Origin of the sequence: Lentzea roselyniae (genome assembly GCF_039537795.1) — a bacterium.
GTDB lineage: Bacteria > Actinomycetota > Actinomycetes > Mycobacteriales > Pseudonocardiaceae > Lentzea > Lentzea atacamensis.
Genome location: NZ_BAABBE010000027.1, coordinates 44,824 through 63,107 on the forward strand (window position 1 = coordinate 44,824; position 18,284 = coordinate 63,107).

At 69.5% G+C, this 18,284-nt stretch carries 20 protein-coding genes; 6 read left to right on the forward strand and 14 right to left on the reverse strand.

Features of this window, described 5'->3' with window-relative positions; all coding sequences use genetic code 11:
* Positions 1 to 28: 28 nt before the first annotated feature.
* Both ABFX45_RS35245 and ABFX45_RS35250 read right to left on the reverse strand, forming a co-directional pair.
* Positions 29 to 451, reverse strand: a complete 423-nt coding sequence (locus tag ABFX45_RS35245) for a VOC family protein (protein WP_109641641.1) — start codon at positions 449 to 451, stop codon at positions 29 to 31.
* Positions 452 to 461: 10 nt separating this feature from the next.
* Positions 462 to 908, reverse strand: coding sequence for a helix-turn-helix transcriptional regulator (locus ABFX45_RS35250; RefSeq protein ID WP_211337733.1), 447 nt, complete (start codon positions 906 to 908; stop codon positions 462 to 464).
* A 169-nt stretch (positions 909 to 1,077) separates the two neighbouring features.
* Between ABFX45_RS35250 and ABFX45_RS35255 the strand changes: the two genes are divergently transcribed.
* Complete coding sequence (locus ABFX45_RS35255; RefSeq protein WP_346134798.1) at positions 1,078 to 1,854, forward strand: NPP1 family protein; 777 nt, start codon at positions 1,078 to 1,080, stop codon at positions 1,852 to 1,854.
* Positions 1,855 to 1,924: 70 nt separating this feature from the next.
* Here ABFX45_RS35255 and ABFX45_RS35260 read toward each other — a convergent pair whose 3' ends face one another.
* A complete protein-coding gene (locus tag ABFX45_RS35260) occupies positions 1,925 to 4,195 on the reverse strand; it encodes a glycosyl hydrolase family 18 protein (RefSeq protein ID WP_428834275.1) in 2,271 nt (756 codons plus the stop codon).
* 182 nt (positions 4,196 to 4,377) lie between these two features.
* On the opposite strand from ABFX45_RS35260, the gene ABFX45_RS35265 reads away from it, so the two are divergent.
* Genes ABFX45_RS35265 through ABFX45_RS35275 form a run of 3 tightly spaced genes read left to right on the forward strand, consistent with a single transcriptional unit; the run spans position 4,378 to position 5,950 of the window.
* Entirely contained in the window at positions 4,378 to 4,725 is a 348-nt protein-coding gene (locus ABFX45_RS35265; protein WP_233441908.1) for a PASTA domain-containing protein, read from the forward strand.
* Positions 4,726 to 4,776: 51 nt separating this feature from the next.
* Entirely contained in the window at positions 4,777 to 5,223 is a 447-nt protein-coding gene (locus tag ABFX45_RS35270; protein WP_109641591.1) for a hypothetical protein, read from the forward strand.
* Positions 5,224 to 5,272: 49 nt separating this feature from the next.
* Positions 5,273 to 5,950: a glycosyltransferase family 2 protein gene (locus tag ABFX45_RS35275; protein ID WP_170155322.1), complete on the forward strand. Its 678-nt coding sequence runs from the start codon at positions 5,273 to 5,275 to the stop codon at positions 5,948 to 5,950.
* Between the two features lie 3 nt (positions 5,951 to 5,953).
* On the opposite strand, the gene ABFX45_RS35280 is transcribed toward ABFX45_RS35275, so the two are convergent.
* The 6 genes from ABFX45_RS35280 to ABFX45_RS35305 are packed head-to-tail and all read right to left on the reverse strand — an operon-like array spanning position 5,954 to position 10,911.
* Positions 5,954 to 6,382, reverse strand: coding sequence for an HIT family protein (locus ABFX45_RS35280; RefSeq protein WP_346134804.1), 429 nt, complete (start codon positions 6,380 to 6,382; stop codon positions 5,954 to 5,956).
* 19 nt (positions 6,383 to 6,401) lie between these two features.
* The gene (locus tag ABFX45_RS35285; protein ID WP_233441909.1) at positions 6,402 to 7,397 is read right to left on the reverse strand and encodes a YdcF family protein; all 996 of its coding nucleotides are present in this window, start codon (positions 7,395 to 7,397) and stop codon (positions 6,402 to 6,404) included.
* Between the two features lie 22 nt (positions 7,398 to 7,419).
* Positions 7,420 to 7,590 (reverse strand): hypothetical protein, encoded by a 171-nt coding sequence (locus ABFX45_RS35290; protein WP_170155323.1) that lies wholly within the window; start codon positions 7,588 to 7,590, stop codon positions 7,420 to 7,422.
* Between the two features lie 16 nt (positions 7,591 to 7,606).
* Positions 7,607 to 7,759 carry a hypothetical protein gene (locus ABFX45_RS35295; RefSeq protein WP_170155324.1) on the reverse strand — a complete coding sequence of 51 codons (153 nt, stop codon included), beginning with the start codon at positions 7,757 to 7,759 and terminating at the stop codon, positions 7,607 to 7,609.
* A gap of 21 nt (positions 7,760 to 7,780) precedes the next feature.
* On the reverse strand, positions 7,781 to 8,515 hold the full coding sequence (locus ABFX45_RS35300) for a phosphotransferase (RefSeq protein ID WP_346134807.1): 735 nt from the start codon (positions 8,513 to 8,515) through the stop codon (positions 7,781 to 7,783).
* Complete coding sequence (locus ABFX45_RS35305) at positions 8,512 to 10,911, reverse strand: ATP-binding protein (RefSeq protein ID WP_346134809.1); 2,400 nt, start codon at positions 10,909 to 10,911, stop codon at positions 8,512 to 8,514. The genes ABFX45_RS35300 and ABFX45_RS35305 overlap by 4 nt, the downstream gene beginning before the upstream one ends.
* A 79-nt stretch (positions 10,912 to 10,990) precedes the next feature.
* Between ABFX45_RS35305 and ABFX45_RS35310 the strand changes: the two genes are divergently transcribed.
* Both ABFX45_RS35310 and ABFX45_RS35315 read left to right on the forward strand, forming a co-directional pair.
* On the forward strand, positions 10,991 to 11,752 hold the full coding sequence (locus ABFX45_RS35310; protein WP_109641596.1) for an IclR family transcriptional regulator: 762 nt from the start codon (positions 10,991 to 10,993) through the stop codon (positions 11,750 to 11,752).
* Between the two features lie 30 nt (positions 11,753 to 11,782).
* A complete protein-coding gene (locus ABFX45_RS35315; protein ID WP_346134812.1) occupies positions 11,783 to 13,228 on the forward strand; it encodes an aldehyde dehydrogenase family protein in 1,446 nt (481 codons plus the stop codon).
* Here ABFX45_RS35315 and ABFX45_RS35320 read toward each other — a convergent pair.
* The 5 genes from ABFX45_RS35320 to ABFX45_RS35340 form a co-directional block, all read right to left on the reverse strand.
* Positions 13,191 to 13,856 (reverse strand): response regulator, encoded by a 666-nt coding sequence (locus ABFX45_RS35320; RefSeq protein WP_112225709.1) that lies wholly within the window; start codon positions 13,854 to 13,856, stop codon positions 13,191 to 13,193. The two genes, ABFX45_RS35315 and ABFX45_RS35320, sit on opposite strands and share 38 nt — an antisense overlap.
* Positions 13,853 to 14,725 (reverse strand): sensor histidine kinase, encoded by an 873-nt coding sequence (locus ABFX45_RS35325; RefSeq protein WP_346134814.1) that lies wholly within the window; start codon positions 14,723 to 14,725, stop codon positions 13,853 to 13,855. The genes ABFX45_RS35320 and ABFX45_RS35325 overlap by 4 nt, the downstream gene beginning before the upstream one ends.
* Entirely contained in the window at positions 14,713 to 15,966 is a 1,254-nt protein-coding gene (locus ABFX45_RS35330) for a serine hydrolase domain-containing protein (RefSeq protein ID WP_346134816.1), read from the reverse strand. Before ABFX45_RS35330 ends, ABFX45_RS35325 begins: the two co-directional genes overlap by 13 nt.
* 98 nt (positions 15,967 to 16,064) lie before the next feature.
* Positions 16,065 to 17,615 (reverse strand): MDR family MFS transporter, encoded by a 1,551-nt coding sequence (locus ABFX45_RS35335; RefSeq protein WP_346134818.1) that lies wholly within the window; start codon positions 17,613 to 17,615, stop codon positions 16,065 to 16,067.
* Positions 17,612 to 18,241: a TetR/AcrR family transcriptional regulator gene (locus ABFX45_RS35340; protein WP_346134820.1), complete on the reverse strand. Its 630-nt coding sequence runs from the start codon at positions 18,239 to 18,241 to the stop codon at positions 17,612 to 17,614. Before ABFX45_RS35340 ends, ABFX45_RS35335 begins: the two co-directional genes overlap by 4 nt.
* Positions 18,242 to 18,284 lie beyond the last annotated feature (43 nt).

Below are 18,284 nucleotides of genomic sequence, written 5' to 3' on the forward strand. Positions count from 1 at the left end.
GCACTGGATCACTCGGCCGAGCGTCGCCTCACAGCTGGTTGATGCGCACCAGGTTGCCGGCCGGGTCGCGGAACGCGCAGTCCCGCACTCCCCACGGCTGGTCCTCCGGCTCCTGCAGCACCTCGGCCGAGCCTTCCTTCTCCACCCACGCCTTCGCGCGGTCGAAGGTGCCCTGGAGGTCCTTGGAAGCGAGCGAGACGGCCGTGTAGACGCCCTTGGCCATCAGCACGGCGATCGTGCGCCGTTCCTCGTCGCTCACGCCGGGGTCGGCGGCGGGCGGGTGCAGCACGATCCCGGTCTCCGGCTGGCCGGGCGGGCCGACGGTGATCCAGCGCATGGTGCCCTGACCGACGTCCTGGCGGACCTCGAAGCCAAGCCCGTCGCGGAAGAAGCCGAGGGACTTCTCGGGGTCGTCTGCCGGCAGGAACGCGGCGGCGATGATGACTGACATGGTGGTCAACTTAATCGGACGAACCGGCCGCCGCTTCTCGATTCCTGATCGGACGCATCACTGCCTTGGCGAGACAGTTCGGGATGCCGTGGCCGTCCTCCGCCGCGACCTTCTTGTACTGGCTGGGCGACATGCCGACGAGCTCGGAGAAGCGGGTGCTGAACGTGCCGAGCGAGGTGCAGCCGACCTCGAAGCAGACCTCGGTGACGGTCATGTCGCCGCGCCGCAGCAGGGTCATGGCCCGCTCGATTCGGCGGGTCATGAGGTAGCTGTAGGGCGACTCGCCGAACGCCGCGCGGAACGCCCTCGACAGGTGACCCGCGGACAGGTGCACGCCGCGAGCCAGTGCCGCGACGTCGAGCGGCTGGCGGTACTCGCGGTCGATGCGGTCGCGGACCTTGCGGAGCAGGACGAGCTCCTGCAGGCGCGGGTCCTTGGCGGGCGCGGCGTCTTTCACGACGAACAGCCTAAGCCCCGGGACTGCCGGACCGATACACACTCGCCGCGCGGACCGTCCAGCGAAATCTCGAAGAAGGCCAGAGGAATTCAGGTCGAATCCGTCTCGATAGGGGATTCGACGTTTGTGAGGGGATGTTCGAAACCTTTTCGCCCGCTAACCTCCGGGCATGTTCCCTGCAGACATCACTGCCCGTCTCACCAAATCCCTTTTCGTCGGAGGTACCGCCGTCGTTCTGGCAATGGGGATGACGAACAGCGCCTCAGCCGCCGTGCTGACCCCGCTTCCCGCGAACGCCACCTCGTTCCAGCAGACTTTCCAGCCGTTCTTCGACTACGACAGCGACAGCTGTCTGCCCGTCGCGGCCATCGACAGCAGCGGGAGGCTCAACGGCGGCCTCGACGACAGCGGGCCCGTCACCGGCCAGTGCCGTAGCGGCCACCTCGGCAACGCCAACACCTATTCACGGGCCAAGTGCAACAACGGCTGGTGCGCCATCTCCTACGCCCTGTACTTCGAAAAGGACATGAGCTGCGCCGGCTGCACTCCCACGTCGCACCGCCACGACTGGGAAGGCGTCGTGGTGTGGGTGCCGCAAGGGCAGTCGACCCCCGGCTTCGTGTCCGTGTCCCGGCACGGCCAGTACGAGACCAGGTCGTGGGGCAACGTCCCGGCGAAGACCGGCGTCCGCCCGAGGGTCGTTTATCACAAGGACGGTGGCAGCACGCACATCATGCGTTTCGCGGGAGCCGACGAACGGCCGGAGGCCTGGGGTGACGGCGGCTGGGACATGCCCGCCCTGCTCAGCTGGGAGAACCTCGACCCGACCCTGCGGGACAAGCTGAACGGGTCCTCGTGGGGCGACGCCAACTTCCCGTTGCAGGACAGCAGGTGGACGACAGAGCTGTCCAGGGCCAAGCCCTCCAGCATTCCGTTCCAGCCCTGATTTCCCGCGTCGAAGAATCGTCGTGGGTGGTTTCCGTCGTCAGCACGACGGAAACCACCCACGACCTCACTCAGCAGGCGCCCTGGTCGCGCCAGACGCCCCACTCACCGGTGGTGCCGGGCTCCTCGCCCTTCGTCCACCACTGGGCCCGCCACTTGCGGCCCTTGTGCGACACCTCGTTGCCACCGGTGTAGACCTGCTCGCGGTCCCACGCGGGCAGCGCGCAGGCCGGAGGGTTCGAGGTGGTCGTCGTCGTGGTGGTCGTGGACGTGGTCGTCGGCGTCGTACCACCGCCGATGCGCGGGTGATCAGCCGAGATCGCGTACGACTGGCCGCCGAACGTGAACACGAAGTTCGACGGCGTCGAGATCGGCAGCTGGTAGCTGACCGTCATCTCGATCGAGGCGCCAGGAGCCAGTGACTGCCACGACGGCAGCGTCAGCTCCGCCCTCTGGAAGTCGCCCTTCAGGCCACCGACGTTCGACCCGCTGTGGCCCTTCGTCACGACCCTGAGCCCGAAGCCGGACTGGTCGGCCATGCTGCCCGGCGCGCTGGTGCCGTAGTCGAACGCGATCTTCGTGCCACCGGGGATCGTGACGTTCGACCGGTTGGTGAACTTGATCTTCGGCGTGATCGGGTAGTTGTTGTCGCCCAGCGCGAAGCCGTGGACGTCCACGTCGACCGCGAGCGACTGCGTCTGCTGCGTCGTGGCCTTCGCGGCACCGTAAGGCGCCGCGCCGTTCAGGCCGGTGTTGATGGTCGACAGCAGCGTGTCGCCGATGAAGTACTCCTTCTTCACGGAGTCGTACCTGTAGTCGCCGGCGAGCTCCCAGATCATGATGCCGCCGAGACCCTTGTCCCGCACGTACTTCGCCTTCTCCGCGATCGACTGCTCGGTCTCGGTGGAGAGGAACACCTTCTTGTCGTTGTTCCACAGCCACGGCGACTTCAGCGTGGTGTCGTAGTACGGCGTGTAGGTGCCGGTCAGGCGGTCCGTCGGGTCGTTGACCGGGTCGAGGCCGTACTGCGACGAGTACGAACCGGTGACCTTCGCCTCGAGGTTCTTGGTGTGCCACAACGGGTTCACGCCGGACGGAACCTCTGCACCACCGGCGGTGACGTCGTGCCAGATGTTGTCGATGCCGGTCGCGCCGTTGCCGCACGGCGTGGTCGAGCCGACCGACGAGCCGGTGCCGGGCGGGCACTTCGACTGGTCGGGCAGCGCCGCCCTGCCCCACAACCCGTTCGTGCCACCGGTGACGCCCTGCCAGCCGCGCGAGTAGAACGGCACGCCGATGTTGATGCGCCCGGCCTGCATGGCGCCGCGGAAGTAGTGGTAGGCCCAGTCGGTGTTGAGGTAACCCATGCCCTCGTACTGCGGTGCCGTGTACACGCCACCGGCCGCGAGCTCACCGTCCTTGCCGTCGTCGTACAGGGCGGCGTTCGGGCCGACGAAGTGGTTCCACGAGCCGTGCAGGTCGTAGCTCATGACGTTGAGGTAGTCGAGGTACTTGACGACCTGGTACGACTCCTGGCCGCGCAGCAGCCAGCCGGACGCGGGCACGGCGGCGGTCAGCAGGTAGTGCCTGCCGTCGGCCGCACCGGCGCGGTCGAGCTTCTCCCGCAGCGTCTTCATGATCGCCTGGTAGCCGGCCCACAGCGTGCCGCGGTTGGCGTTGGAGATCCAGAAGTCGTCCGGGTTGCCCGCGTGGTTGTTCGACGTCGCGTACTCGTAGTCGATGTCCGCGCCGTTGAAGCCGTACTGGCGCAGGAACGCGACCACGCTGTCTGCGAACGTGTCGATCGCCGCCTGCGACTGGCCGAGCTTGTAGAAGCCGCCCGACGCGTTGCGCGTGCCGTCGGGGTTGAAGAAGCCACCGGTCTCAGCCCAGCCGCCGACGGAGATCAGCGTCTTGACGTTCGGGTGCTGCTTCTTGAACTTCGTCAGCTGGTTGAAGTGCCCCTTGTAGGACAGCGACGGGTCCATCTCGGCACCCGGCACACCCGGCCATTCCATGCCGATGGAGGAGTTGTTCGCGTTCTGGGCACCGACCGAGATCTTGTTCTGCGCGTCGATGTGCGCGAACGCGTAGTTGAGGTGCGTGACCTTGGTCCAGGGGATGTCCTTCGCCAGGTAGCCGGGCTGACCGTTCTTGCCGGTCCGCCAGCTGGTGAAGTACCCGATCACGCGACGGGACTTGTCAGAGCCCATGGTCTCGCGGCCGGCGGTGTCGTAGACGGTGCAGTAAGGCACCTCGACGCCCGGCGTCTTGTACAGCCCGTCCGGCCGGCAGTCCTCGTGGGCTGCGGCTGCGGAGGGAGCGTGGGTCACGGCTATCACGGTGCCGGCTAAGAGAGCCAGCACCGGGACCAATCTGGTGAGCAGGCGCAAGGGAAGGACCTCCTGGCTAGGGCGGCGGCCACTGCCCGGAACGGTAAAATGGTCCAGACCTTTGCGTCAATACTCGATCACCGACATCGCTGTTGGGTAACGCCGGCTCGGGCGCGTCGCGACAGCCAGGTATGCGCATCGCTTCCGCCGCCGCCCTGCTGTTGCTGGCCTCCGCCTGCTCTCCCACACCGCCGCCGACAGCGACCACCCAGCCTTCCGAGCAGAAGACGCCCACCACGACCGCCACCGCCGCGAAGACCTGCACGGTGCCGGACGTCGTCGGCATGATCCACCAGACCGCGCAGGACACCATGCAGGCGGCCGGCCTGTTCTTCCTCAGCGAGGAGGACGCGTCCGGCCAGGGGCGCCTGCTCATCAACGACCGCAACTGGAAGACCACCGCGCAGAGCGTGGCGGCCGGCACGGTCGTCGACTGCAACACGCGGATCAAGCTGTCCGCCACGAAGATCGACGAGTAGTTCGCCGATCACTGACATTGGATGTCAGTGAAGCAGTTTTAGCTTCCTCCCATGAGTGAGCACGATTTCGACTTCTTCCACGGGCACTGGCACGTGGCCAACCGCAAGATCGCCGACATCCCCGGACGCGGCACCGAGTGGGTCGAGTTCGACGCGACGAGCGAGTGCAGGCCGGTGCTGGGCGGCGGGGCGAACGTCGACAACCTCCGCGCCGCGGACTGGGAGGGCATGACCCTGCGGCAGTACGACCCCGAACAGCAGGTGTGGCGCATCTGGTGGGCCTCGAGCCGCGCGCCCGGCCACCTCGACCCGCCCCTGGAGGGCCGGTTCACCGACGGGCACGGCGTGTTCTTCGGTGACGACGTGGTCGGCGGGCACGAGGTGAAGCTGAGGTTCGATTGGACGGCGGGCGACGAGCCCGTGTGGCAGCAGCAGTTCTCCTACGACGGCGGCGAGACCTGGGAGACGAATTGGGTCATGCGCTTCACCCGCGTCTGACCGGCCGGTGGGCCGGGGCGACCCGGCCCACCGTGCCATGATGACGATCATGACGCTCACGTTCGCGGTCATCCCCACCCACGACCGCCCGGCCGAGCTGCGGCAGACCATCGCGACCCTCGCCCTGCCGCAGGAACGCGTGCTCGTGATCGACAACGCCGGCACGCCGCCGGTCTCCTCCGTACCGGCCTCTGTCATTCGCGACGAGGAGCAGCCGCCGAACCTCAGCAGGCTGTGGAACATCGGCCTGGACTGGGCGCACGAGCAGGCCGCCGGGGAGAAGTACGTGGTGGCGCTGCTGAACGACGACCTCGTGCTGCCGCCCGGCTTCATGGACGCGATGGCCGAGGCGATGGACCGCACCGGCGCCGTGATCGCCTACCCGGACCAGATCGGGCGCGGCGAGGACTGGCACAACACGGTGCAGGGCCCGATCGTTCCCCGGCACAACCGGCTCACCGGCTACGCGTTCGTGCTGAGCGGCCAGGCCGGGCTGCGCGCGGACGAGCGGTTCCGCTGGTGGTACGGCGACGACGACCTGGAGTGGCGGGCGCAGGCGATGGGCGGCACGGTCCTCGTCGGTGGCGTCACCGTGGAACACCTGCACCCCAACGCTTCCACGGCCGGGAACCGGTTGCTGCGCGATCAGTCCAAGGTGGACAAGCAGGCGTTCGTCGCGAAGTGGGGGCAGTCCGCGTGGGAGCGCAAGCCGGGCGAGACGACCTGAGCCTCAGCCGATCTCGGCCAAGCCCCGCCGAACGCGCAGCGCCTCCTCGTCGAGCAGATGACGGGCGCGGGTGGACCAGTCGGCGTCGATGCGGAAGCTGTCGCCCCGGAAGCGCGGGAAGACGCGCAGGTGGAAGTGGAAGATCTCCTGGAAGGCAGCCTCGCCGTCGGCCAGGAACACGTTGACGCCCTCGCAGTGCAGGCCGGAACGCCGAAGAGCGCGACCGATGCGATGACCGACTCTCCAGACGTGTGCACTCGTGTCCTCGTCGAGGTCTTCCAGACCTACGGCGTGCACCCGTGGCACCACTAGGACGTGTCCGGGCGTAACAGCGCCCAGGTCCATGAACGCGACCACCCGGTCGTCCTCGCAGACCACGCTCGCCTCGGCCTCCCCGGCGACGATCGCGCAGAAGACGCATTCCTCGTGCATGCCTCTCCCCCGAGCCGAATCAGCTGATCTGGGTCAGCGCGAGCCCGCCCGCCATCAGCACCGCGCACGCCAGCCCGTGCACGACCGGGTTGCGGACCAGCAGCGCCACGAACTCCCGCAGGAACGCGCTGGGCACGAAGTACCAGGCCGTCGGCGCGCCGATGACCTGCAACCGCAGTCCCTGGTTGCGCGACAGCACGGCGGTGCGGAAGACGTGGTAGTTGTTGGTGACCGCGACGACCCGGCCGTTCAGGCCGCGCTCGGCCAGCAACTGCTTGCTGTAGCGGAGGTTCTCCTCCGTCGTGGTCGCCTGGTCCTCCAGCACCACGTCGTCGTCGGGCACGCCGCGCTCGAGCAGGTACCGGCGCATCGCGAACGCCTCGGAAACGTCCTCGTCGGCGCCCTGGCCGCCCGACACGACGATCACCGGTGACCGGCCGGCCGCGTGGTCGCGCCGGTACAGCCGCAGCGCGCGGTCGAGCCGCGATGCCAGCAGCGGCGGCACCTTCGAGCCGATCAGGCCCGCGCCGAGCACCACGATGCCGTCGAAACCGCTTCGGCGGCCGGTGCGGCCGTAGATCACGGAGTACAGCAGCAGGCTCACGAACAGGAACGCGATGTAGGCGGACACCAGGAACAGGCCGATCGCGCTGCCGCGGATCCAGTCGTTGGGCTGGCTGATGCCCCAGGCGAAGTAGATCATCTCACCGATCAGGGCGAGCCCGGCCAGCAGCGACAGCAGGTTGCCCAGCGATCGGCCCTCGCGGCGGACCATGACCAGGCCGTTCGCGAGCAACGCCAGCGGCAGCAGCAGAAGGCCCAGCACCGCCAGCATGAACGCGAGCAGCAGCGGCAGGCTGATCACCGGGTTGTCCTGCCCGGCCTCGGCGAGCAGGAGCAGCAGCATCACCAGCGTGATGCCGAGCCAGATCGCGTTGCTCAGCCTGCGGCGGTCACGCATGACCCCGTAGACGAAGAACGACGCGGGGATCAGGAACAGCAGGCCGGCGAGCACCGACACAGCGTAATACCGTTGATCACTCGGTGCTCTCGGGTTCTGGGGCAGCGGGCTTCGGCCGCGGCCTCAGCCGCACGGCACCCGCCGTGAGGTCGAGCGGACCGGTCTCCTCGTAGTCCTCGCCGGTACCGGAGTCCCCCGCCTCACTGCGGAGCTTGCGTCCCGGGAACAACTCACCCAACTGCCCCATGACCCCGACCCTACCCTCAGAACAGGGCGATGAGCAGCAGGATCACCGCGATCACGACGAGGACCGGGACGAGGACCCCACCGGGTGGCCTGCGGTAGTGGCTGCGGACCGTGGTGGTGCGGAACCAGCTGTACGGGGCGCTGCGGCGGTGCCGACGAACCCAGGGCATCTGCTCCTCCTGACAGTAGTCTCAGCCGGGGGATACCCCGATCCTCAGCCGGTCACGCACGCCTTGCAGACCCTCGGCCGCGACCTGGGGGTCGCCGATGTCGTTGCCGTACAACACTTCGTGCCACGGTCCCAGCTGGTGCCAGATCAGGACCCGCTCCCGCAGTTCGCCGGTGACGCCGTAGGTCTCGGCGAGCGCGTCCGCGAACTCGGGCGGTGTGGAGTTCAGCGCCCAGGCCAGGTCGATCGCCGCGTCGCCGACGTGCAGGTCACCGAAGTCGATCACGCCGGTCAGCACGCCGTCGCTGCCCAGCACGTGCTCCGGGCCGAGGTCGCCGTGCACGAGCGTGTCCGCGGGCAGCCCGTCGATCCTGGCCAGCAACGCCTCGCCGCCCGGCACCCGGACCTCGTCGCGGAACCGCTGGACCGGCAGCGTCATCCGGCCGACACCTCGTTGCTCCGCCTGGGCGATCGGAACCGCGTGCAGTGCCCGCAGGAACTCGCCCAGCTGCCGGCCCTGCGCGGCGTTGAACGTCGTCAGTTCGTCACCTGGCACCAGCTCGTGCCGCACGGCCAGCGGCTCCTCCGAGATCACCACCGGTACGGGGACCGGCAACGGCAGCTGCGGCGCGAGCCACGGCATCACCACCGACTCGCGCAGCAGCTGCGGCACGGCCTCCGGACGGCGTGGCCGCCGTTCCACCCAGCCGTCGACCAGCTCGGCCCTGCTGTCCCAGCCCTCACCCAGGTACGTCACGCGCCCAGTGTTACCAGCAACGATCGCGCGTCCGAAGCGACTTTCGCCTGGCCGCGCCGCTCGGCCGCCTCCAGCGCCTCCCGTGCCGTGCCGGCGGATCCGGTGATCTCCGCGCGGACCAGCAACGCGCGGGAGTGGTCCATGAAGCTGTCGGTCTCCTGGATGGTGCCGATCACCTCGTCGATCAGCTCCAGCGACCGGGTCGCGCGGGCGAGCAGGATGGACGCGGTGATCACGCCGGGCCCGTAGCCGACCTTGCGGCCGAGCTCGACGGCCTCACCCGCGTGCTGCTCGGCCTTCTCCGGTTCCAGCACGGCCAGCGCGACGAGGCAGTCGATCCGCGCCTTCGGGTGCTCGGCCTCCCGCGCGACGACGAGGCACCGCTCCGCCGCACTGAGCCCGTCCGCGATCTCGCCGCGTTCGGCGTGGATGCGGGCGAGGCTGGCCAGGGCGTTGGCGAGGGCGCGTTGCTGGTCCTGGGAGGTGTGCAGCTGTACCGACTCGATGCTCGACGTCAGTGCCGCGTCCAGGTCACCCAGCTCGAAGTAGGCCACGGAGAGGTTGTCCAGCGCGATCGCGAGCTGGTTGTACAACCCGAGGTGCTCGCTCAGCTCCTTGCACTCCTGGATGTACTCGGCCGCCTGGCGCAGTTCGCCACGCGTGCCGTGGGAGATCCCGAGGTTCATCAACGCGGCGCCGATCCCGCGTTCGTCGCCGAGCTCCCGCCGGATCCGCAGCGCTTCGGCGAAACACTCGTCGGCCCGCCGGGTCTCACCCATCTCGGAGTACACGATCCCGGCCGCGTTCCTGATCGACGCCACCGCGTACGGCGTCTGGGCGTACTCCAGGGCCTCGGCGAAGCTGGCGAGTGCGTCGCGGTACTCGCTGCGGGTCCAGCAGGACATGCCCAGGCCGAACAGCGCCGCGGACTGCCCGGCCAGATCGCCCGCCGCCCGCGCGGTCCGCAGTCCGGCGCGGAACACTACCGCCTTGTCAATCTCGAACCGGCCGATGTGCAGGTAGATCCGCAGGGCGTCGGCGAGCTGCTGCGCGTACGGCGACGGCGCGGCAACGACCGCCGCGACCAGGTTGGAGTGCTCCTCCTCCAGCCACGCCCCCGCGTCGTCCCGGTCGGCGAAGGTGAGGCTCGGCCCGTCCAGGTCGGGTTCGGTCAGCAGGCTCGTCTCGGGCACGATCTTGCTGACGGCATTGAAGGCGGTCCTCAAGTACCACGCGTACATGTCGAGCAGCCCGGCCTGGTCGTCGTCGTCCGCGGCGTCGCCGGCGAACAGCCTGATGAGGTCGTGCAGCTGATAGCGAACGCCAACGTGGTCGACGAGCCCGGCCCGCACCAGCTCGTCGAGCTGCACCTCGGGATCGCGCCCCGCGAGCGCCGTGGCCGCGTCGAGCCCGATGTCCGCGCCAGGCGTCAGCCCGAGCCGCCGGAACACGCGCTTCGCCTCGTCGCTGAGCGCCCGGTAGGACAGCTCGAACGTGGCCCGCACGGCGGCGTCGCCGTCGATCTCCAGCACGTCCAGCCGATCGCCGCGCAGCTCGTCCAGGTAGTCCTCGATGTGCCCGTGCGCCACGTTCGCCCCCGCGATGCGCAACGCGAGCGGCAGGTGCGCGCACAACCGCACGAGCTCGGTGCGTTCCTCGGCCGTGCCTCCCACGCGCATGCTGACCAGCAGGTCGTGCGCGGCGTCGTCCGCCAGCACGTCGAGCCGCAGCTGACCGGGCAGGTCGTGCCGGCTCGTGACGATCGCGAGGCACCCCGGCCGATCCGGCACGAGCGGTTCGATCACGTCCTCGACGGCGTTGTCGAGCACGACCAGCACCCGCTTGCCGTCGAGCTTCTCCCGGTACAGGCCGACCTGCGCGTCAAGACTCGCCGGAATCGCCGCCTGCGGCACCCCGAGCGCCCGCAGAAACCCGCTCAACGCCTGCTCCGGCGTCACCGGTGGCCCGGACGCGAACGCCCGCAGGTTGACGTACAGCTGCCCGTCGAAGTACCGCTCCCGCAACCGGTGCGCGAGCCGCACCGCGAGCGCCGTCTTGCCCACACCGGGCGGCCCGGTGATCGCGACCACGCCCTCCTGCCGTTCGAGGCTTTCCAGTTCGTGCTCGCGGCCCACGAAGTCCGGCAGGTCGGCGGGCAGCTGGCACGGGCCCGGTGTGCGTACCTTCAGGCGGTATCCGGACGCGTCGGTGACCACTTCGTCCGGAATGGACCGGCGGAGCCGCTTCACCAGCGTGCGCAGGGCCGGCAGCGGGCCTGTGGGTGGGTTGTCGCCCCACACCTCCCGGATCAGGTCCGCGAACAGCACTGGTTCGTCGGGATGCGCGGCGAGTGCCCGGTGCAGCGCACGGAGTTTTCCTTCTTGAGTTCCGGCCACCAGCCGATACTAAGTGCGGGTCAGCGCTCCCCCGGCGTCGTCAGCAGCCGTTCCCAGGCGAACGGGGCAGAATTCGCGAATGGCCGCCACCGTCTCCGCCAAACTGCTCTCGCTGCTCGGCACGTTCGACACCCGCCACCGCCGCCAGACCCTGAGCGGCATCGCGCGCCGCAGCGGCCTGCCGATCAGCACCGCGCACCGGCTCCTGGCCGAGCTGGTCGCGTGGGGTGCGGTGCGCAGGCTGGAGTCCGGCGAGTACGTCATCGGCCGGCGGATCTGGCGGCTCGGGTTGCTCGCGGCGGGCGAGGTCGACCTCAGCCGGGTGGCCGAGCCGTTTCTGCACGACCTGCACGCCGCGACGCGGGCCGTGGTGCATCTGGCCGTACGCGAGGGGACGGAGGTGCTGTACCTCGACAGGGTGTCGGGGCACGCTTCGGTGCCGATCGTCAGCTCCACCGGCAGCAGGTTGCCGTTGCACTCGACCGGTGTGGGGAAGGTGTTGCTCGCGCACGCGCCCCCTGAGGTGCAGGAGGAGGTGCTGCAGCACCGCCTGACGCGGCTCACGGCCTACACGGTCACCGAGCCGGGGCGGATGCGGGCGCAGTTGCAGCGGATCCGGCGGGACGGGTACGCGCAGACGTTCGAGGAGATGACGCTCGGGGCGTGCAGCGTGGCGGTGCCGGTCGAGGTGGACGGGCACGTCGTGGCGGCGCTCGGGATCGTGGTGCCCGACCTGCGCAACGTGCGGGCTCGGCTGGTGGCGGCGTTGCAGGTGGCGGCCAGCGGGATCGGGCGGACGTTGGAACCCGGTTTCCATCCACCGGAAGCCGGGCTTGGATGAACCACGTCACTACCGGTTGAATCTTCAACCGTGGCAAGCGAAACACGTCAGCTCTTCATCGGCGGCGAAAGTGTTCCCGCACTGGACGGCCGCACCACTGATGACCTCAACCCTTACACGGGTGAGGTGCACGCCGTTGTCGCCGCTGCTGGGAAAGCGGACGTCACGCGTGCTGTCGACGCGGCGCAGGAGGCGTTCGCGGAGTGGTCGGCGACCTCGCCGTCCACCCGGCGCCGGATCCTGTTGCGCGCGGCAGACTGCATGGAGGCCCGCACGTCCGAGGCGATCGCGCTCATGGCCGGGGAGGTTGGCGGCGTCGGCGGGTGGGCCGGGTTCAACATCATGCTGGCGGCCAACATCCTGCGTGAGGCAGCCGCGGCGGTCTCGCAGCCCGTGGGCGAGGTGCTGACCACGGAGACGCCGGGGCAGCTGTCGCTCGCGGTGCGGGAGCCGCTCGGGGTCGTGGCGGCGTTCGCGCCGTGGAACGCGCCGATCATCCTCGGCACGCGGGCGGTTGCGGCGCCGATCGCCGCGGGCAACACCGTGGTGCTCAAGCCGAGCGAGGACGCGCCGATCGCGTCGGGGCTGTTCATCGCCGACGTGCTGCAGGAGGCCGGGCTGCCGGCGGGTGTGGTCAACGTCGTGACGAACGCGCCGGACGACGCGGCCGAGGTCGCGCAGGTGCTGATCGGCGACCCGCGGGTGCGGGCGGTGAACTTCACCGGGTCGACCGAGGTCGGGCGGATCATCGGAACCCTTGCCGCGCAACACCTCAAGCCCGCCGTGCTGGAGCTCGGCGGCAAGAACTCGTTGCTGGTGCTCGATGACGCCGATCTTGATCATGCGGTCGACGCGGCGACGTTCGGCTCCTTCCACAACGCGGGCCAGATCTGCATGTCGACCGACCGGATTCTCGTGCACCGGGCAGTGGCAGAGGAGTTCACGGCGAAGCTCGCCGCCAAGGTCGCCTCGCTGCCCCACGGTGACCCGGCCGACCCCGGCACGGTGATCGGGCCGGTGATCAGCCCGCGCGCCGCCGAACGCGTGGCCGCGCTGGTCTCCGAGGCGGTCGGCGCCGGCGCGCGGATCCGGACCGGTGGTGACGGTGCGGCGACCGTGCTGGACGGCGTGACCCCGGACATGCGGATCTTCCAGGAGGAGATCTTCGGGCCGGCCGTCGTCGTGACGGCGGTCGCGGACGACGACGAGGCGGTCGCCATCGCGAACGACACCGAACACGGCCTCAGCACGGGCATCCTCACCGAGGACTCGCGGCGCGGCCTCGCCCTCGCGCGCCGGATCCGCACGGGCATCGCCCACGTCGGCAACCAGACGGTGGACGACGAGCCGCAGGCACCGTTCGGCGGCGTGAAGGCCAGTGGCTACGGCAGGTTCGGTGGCCGGTGGGGCATCGAGGCGTTCTCCGCCACGCGCTGGGTCACGGTCGCCGGAGGTCCTGGCCACTTCCCGTACTGATCAGCCCGGCCTCGTGCGCCACGATCGCCGCCTGCACCCGGTTCTGCGCCCCGAGCCGGGTCAGGATGGCGCTCACGTGCCCCTTCACGGTGCCCTCGACGAGGTCCAGCCGCCGCGCGATCTGCGCGTTCGACAGGCCTTCGCCGAGCAACGCGAGCACGTCCCGTTCCCGCGAGGTCAGCGACTCCACGCGGGAACGGGCCTCTCCGACCCGTCCCCCGCGGAACCGTGTGATCATCCGGGCAGCGACCTTCGGCGCCAGGTAGGCACCGCCGGACGCCAGCGCGTGCACGCCCGCGATCAGCTCGCGCGGATCCCCTGACTTCAGCAGGAAGCCGCGCGCACCGCCGTCCAGGGCCTGTTCGAGGTAGCCGTCGTCGTTGAACGTCGTCAGCATCGCCACGCCGAAACCCAGGCGCGCCAGCTCACGTGCGGCTTCGAGCCCGTCGAGCCTGGGCATCCGGATGTCCAGCAGCACGACGTCCGGCCGGTGCCTGAGCGCCAGGTCGATCGCCTCGCGACCGTCCGACGCCTCCGCGACCACCTCCAGTGCCTGATCCGAACCGAGGATGGCGCGCACACCCGCGCGCACCATCGCCTCGTCGTCGGCCAGCAGAACGCGAATCACAGCTCCCCCGAGTGCGGAAGCGTGGCGACCAGCTCGAACCTGCCGTCACCACGGCTGGTCCGGAGCGTACCTCCCGCGAGCCGCACCCGTTCCCGCAGCGCGATCAACCCCAGCCGGCTGCCCGCGCCACGCCGCAGCCCGGCGTCGTTGCCCGCCTCGACCACCGTCGTGGCATCGGCCGTCGACACCTTCAGCAGCACCACGGACTTCGGCGCGTGCTTCGCGGCGTTCGTCAACGCTTCCTGCACCACCCGATGCACGGTCCGTTCCACAGTGGACGGAATCCGACCCTCCACCGTGAACTCGACCCGCATCCCGGACGCCATCGCGCGGTCCACGAGGTCCTGCAGGTCCGCCACCGCGGGCGGGTCGCCGTCGCGCAGCAGGAACACGAGGTCCGCCAGGCGTTCCGTGGCCGCGGCCGCCGTCATCCGGAGCTGAGCGGCATCCGCCTGGTGCTCGGGCGGCAGGTTCATCTCCAGCGCACCCGCCTGCAGGGCCAGCAGGCTGAACTCGTGGCCCAGCGTGTCGTGGACCTCGTGCGCGATCCGCGTACGTTCCCGCAGGTGGGCGGCCTCGACCCCGGTCGCGGCCAGCGCGGCCTGCTGGTACGCCACCCGGCCGAGGAACCACGGCAGCGCCACCGCCAGCCCCACGACGATGAGCGCTGTGAGCTCCAGGAGACCTCCCGCCAGGAACAGGAACGTGGGCCAGCCGGGTTCCATCCGGCGCCCGAGCAGGAACGCGGCCACGAACGCCACGGCGCACACCGCGATCGTCCACGGCGGCACGTTCTCCCGCATGAAGTACGACACCGCAACGGCAGCGGCGACGCACGCCGCGAGCGCCACGACCCTCAGCGCTGCCATTTCACGACTCCTACCCCGAGGTTCATCACGCCGGACACGCCCAACCACACCACAAGCGGCAGCGCGTAGTGCACCAGTTGGAAGAACGAGATGTCCCGCCCGCCGTACAGCAGCCCGAGCAACGCCGGCAACGCCACCAGCACGCCCAACGGCACCAGCCTGAACACCTGCCACGCCTTGTGCAGCTTGCGCGGCCGCCGCAACGCCCGCGCCCCCAGCACCAACGACAACACCGTGAGCCCGGCCAGCACGAGGTCGACGACCAGCCGGTACGACGAGGGTGAGGCGGGCGTCCTGCCGTCGAGGACGTCGGCGATGCCGTTCTCCAGCGCGTACGTGCCCTCGTTGCCGAGCCCGATGCCGCTGTTGACCATCACCGCGATCCCGTAGCCGGACGGCGTCAGCAGCTGCCCGGCCGTGCTCGTGAACCAGATCCCGTTGTGCCGCAACACCCCCTGCGAGTCGGTCTCCCAGCCCATCCCGTCCTGCGGTGCCAGCTTCGGCTGTGCGGCCAGCCACTTGGCCATGTCCGCCGCGGTGCTGATCACACCGTCCGAACCCGTGAGGAACCGATGTGGCTCGGTCACCGCGACCGAGAACCCGTAGGCGTAGCCGTGGCCGCGCCGGTAGTCCGGCGGCAGGTCGCGCGGCGCCACGTCGATCGCGACCGTGTCCCGCATGCCCAGAGGTTCGAAGACGTGCTTGCGCAGATACGAGTTGAAGTTCTCCCCGGAAGCCAGCTCGACCAGCCGCGCGGCCAGGTGGTAGTTGGTGTTGGTGTAGCGGAACCGGCCGTCGGGCTCGGCTGAGCGCAGGACTTCCCGCGCCCGCTCCACCGCCTCCTCGGTCGTGTTCGGCTGCGGCAGGCTCTTCTCCGGCAACGTGCGGTCGCTGAGGCCGGACGTGTGGCTGAGCAGCTGGCGCGGCGTGACCCGCGAGTCGAACACCGGCCGGTCCAGGTCGATCTTCCCGGCGTCGGCGAGCTGGCGGACCGCCAGCGCCGTGAACGACTTGCTGACCGACGCGATGGCCATCTTCGAGTCGGGGGTGATCGGCGCACCGGCCGAGTCGTGTCCGTAGCCCCTCGCCGCGATCACCCGGTCCCCCTTGGTGACCGCGACGGCGACGCCGGGATAGGAGGCCGAGTCCATGAACGACCGCACATAGCCGTCCACAGAAGACAGATCGGTCGGCGTCACGCTGAACACCAGCGCGATCACCGCACCCCAGATGCTTTTCATGAGCGGAAACCTAGGGACCGGGCGAACAGAAGACCCGACCTGAAAGACAGACCGGACCCCCGACGAAAGTCAGGGGTCCGGTCAGCGCAACGAGGTGATCAGTGGCTCGCGGCCATCTCCGCCGCAAGCCGGTCGTCACCGCTCTGCTCCTTGAGCGGCTTCTCCTTGATGAACAGCACCGCGAGCAGCGCCAGCACCGCGAACGGCGCTCCCACCAGGAAGATCTCCGCCGTGGCGGTCGCGTAGATGTCGGCGACCACGGCCTTGATCTCGGGCGGCAGCACCGAGACGTCCGGTACCTGGTCACCGCCGGAGGTACCGCCCATCGGGCCGAACTTCTCCGCCGCCAGCGAGGAGACCCTGCTGGCCAGCACAGCGCCCAGCGCAGAGACACCGATCGCACCGCCCAGCGAGCGGAAGAACGTCAGCGTCGACGTCGTGGCACCCAGGTCCTTGGCCGGCACGTCGTTCTGCGCCGCCAGCACCAGGTTCTGCATCAGCAGGCCAACGCCGACGCCGAGCACGAACATGTGCACCGACACCATGAACACCGTGGTCTGCGCCGTGATCGTGGACAGCAGCAGCAGGCCGGCGACCATGGTCACGCCACCGGCGACCAGGTACGCCTTCCACCTGCCGTACTTCGTGATCAGCTGACCCGCCACGGTCGACGAGACGAGCAGGCCGAGGATCAGCGGCAGACCCAGCAGACCGGCCTGGGTCGGCGTCTTGCCGAGCGACAGCTGGAAGTACTGCGAGAGGAAGACCGTGCCGCCGAACATCGCGACACCCACCAGGGCGCTGGCGATGGTCGTCAGGGACACCGTGCGGTTGCGGAAGATCGACAGCGGCACGATCGGGTCGTGCGCGGTGGCCTCGACGCGGACGGCCGCCACCAGCAGCAGGACGCCCAGCGACACGAGGCCCGCGGTCCAGCCCGACCACCAGTCGAACTTCTGACCGGCGAGCGACGACCAGATCAGCAGCGTCGACACACCGGACACGATCAGGAACGCGCCCAGGTAGTCGATCTTCGTGTCCTCCTTGCGCACGACCGGCAGGTGCAGGGTGCGCTGGAGCAGCCAGATCGCGGCGATGGTGAACGGCACGCCGATGAAGAAGCACCAGCGCCAGCCGAGCCACGAGGTGTCGACCAGCACGCCACCGATCAGCGGGCCGGCGACGGTGCCGACGCCGAACACGGCGCCGAACAGGCCGGAGTACCTGCCGAGCTCCCGCGGCGGGATCATCGCGGCCATCACGATCGTCGCGAGCGCGGTGACGCCGCCGGCGCCCAGGCCCTGCACGATGCGGCTGGCGATCAGCATCTCGATGTTCTGCGAGAAGCCGGCGATCAGCGAGCCTACGACGAACAGGCTGAGCGACGCCTGGATCAGCAACTTGCGGCTGTAGAGGTCGGCGAGCTTGCCCCACAGCGGCACGGTCGCCGTCATCGCGAGCAGCTCGACCGTGACGATCCAGGCGAAGATCGACTGCGAGCCCTTGAGCTCGGCGACGATGCGCGGCAACGCGTTCGACACGACGGTGCCGGCCAGGATCGCGACGAACATGCCGAGCATCAGGCCCGACATGGCCTGCACGACGTCGCGTCTGCTGTGGACTGGTGTCACTTCGGTTTCGGTGCTCATGACGATCCCCCTTCGTGGTGGTGCGGCGGTACGTGAGCCAGCCCGGTGCCGAAGAGGTCCAATGCATCCCTGACCAGGTCCCCCAGCGCGACGCTGTCGTCGAGCGCCCAGCGCGTCACCGCACAGCGGAACGCGGCGCTTCCGGCGGCGACGAGCAGCCGCGGGTACAGGTCGGACTCGGGCAGCCCCGCCCGCCGTCCCACCGCGTTCGCGAGCAGCTGCTCGGACTCCGCGCTGTTGGCGAACGCCCTGACCAGCAGGTCCGGCCGCTGCATCAGGACCTCCTTGCGCAGCAGCCACAGGTCGCGGGCGTTGTTCAGCTCGTCGGTGATCTCCGCGAGCACCGAGTCCCGGTACGCCTGGAACGGCGTGACGTCGTCGGGCGCGGCCAGGATGCGCTCGGCCATGCGCGGCCCCGTCTCCGGGTCCGCGCCGATCAGCGCCTCGTCCTTGCTCACGAAGTAGTTGAAGAACGTGCGCACCGAGACGTCGGCCTCGGCGGCGATCTCCTCAACGGTGACGTGGTCGTAGCCCCTCTCGGCGGCGAGACGCACGGTCGCCCGCTCGAGCGCGGCACGCGTGCGGCGCTTCTTGCGGTCGCGCAGGCTCTCCCCCAGCTGGTTCACGAGGCAAGAGTACAGGATCGTTTTGCAGTGACTGCAACTTTGC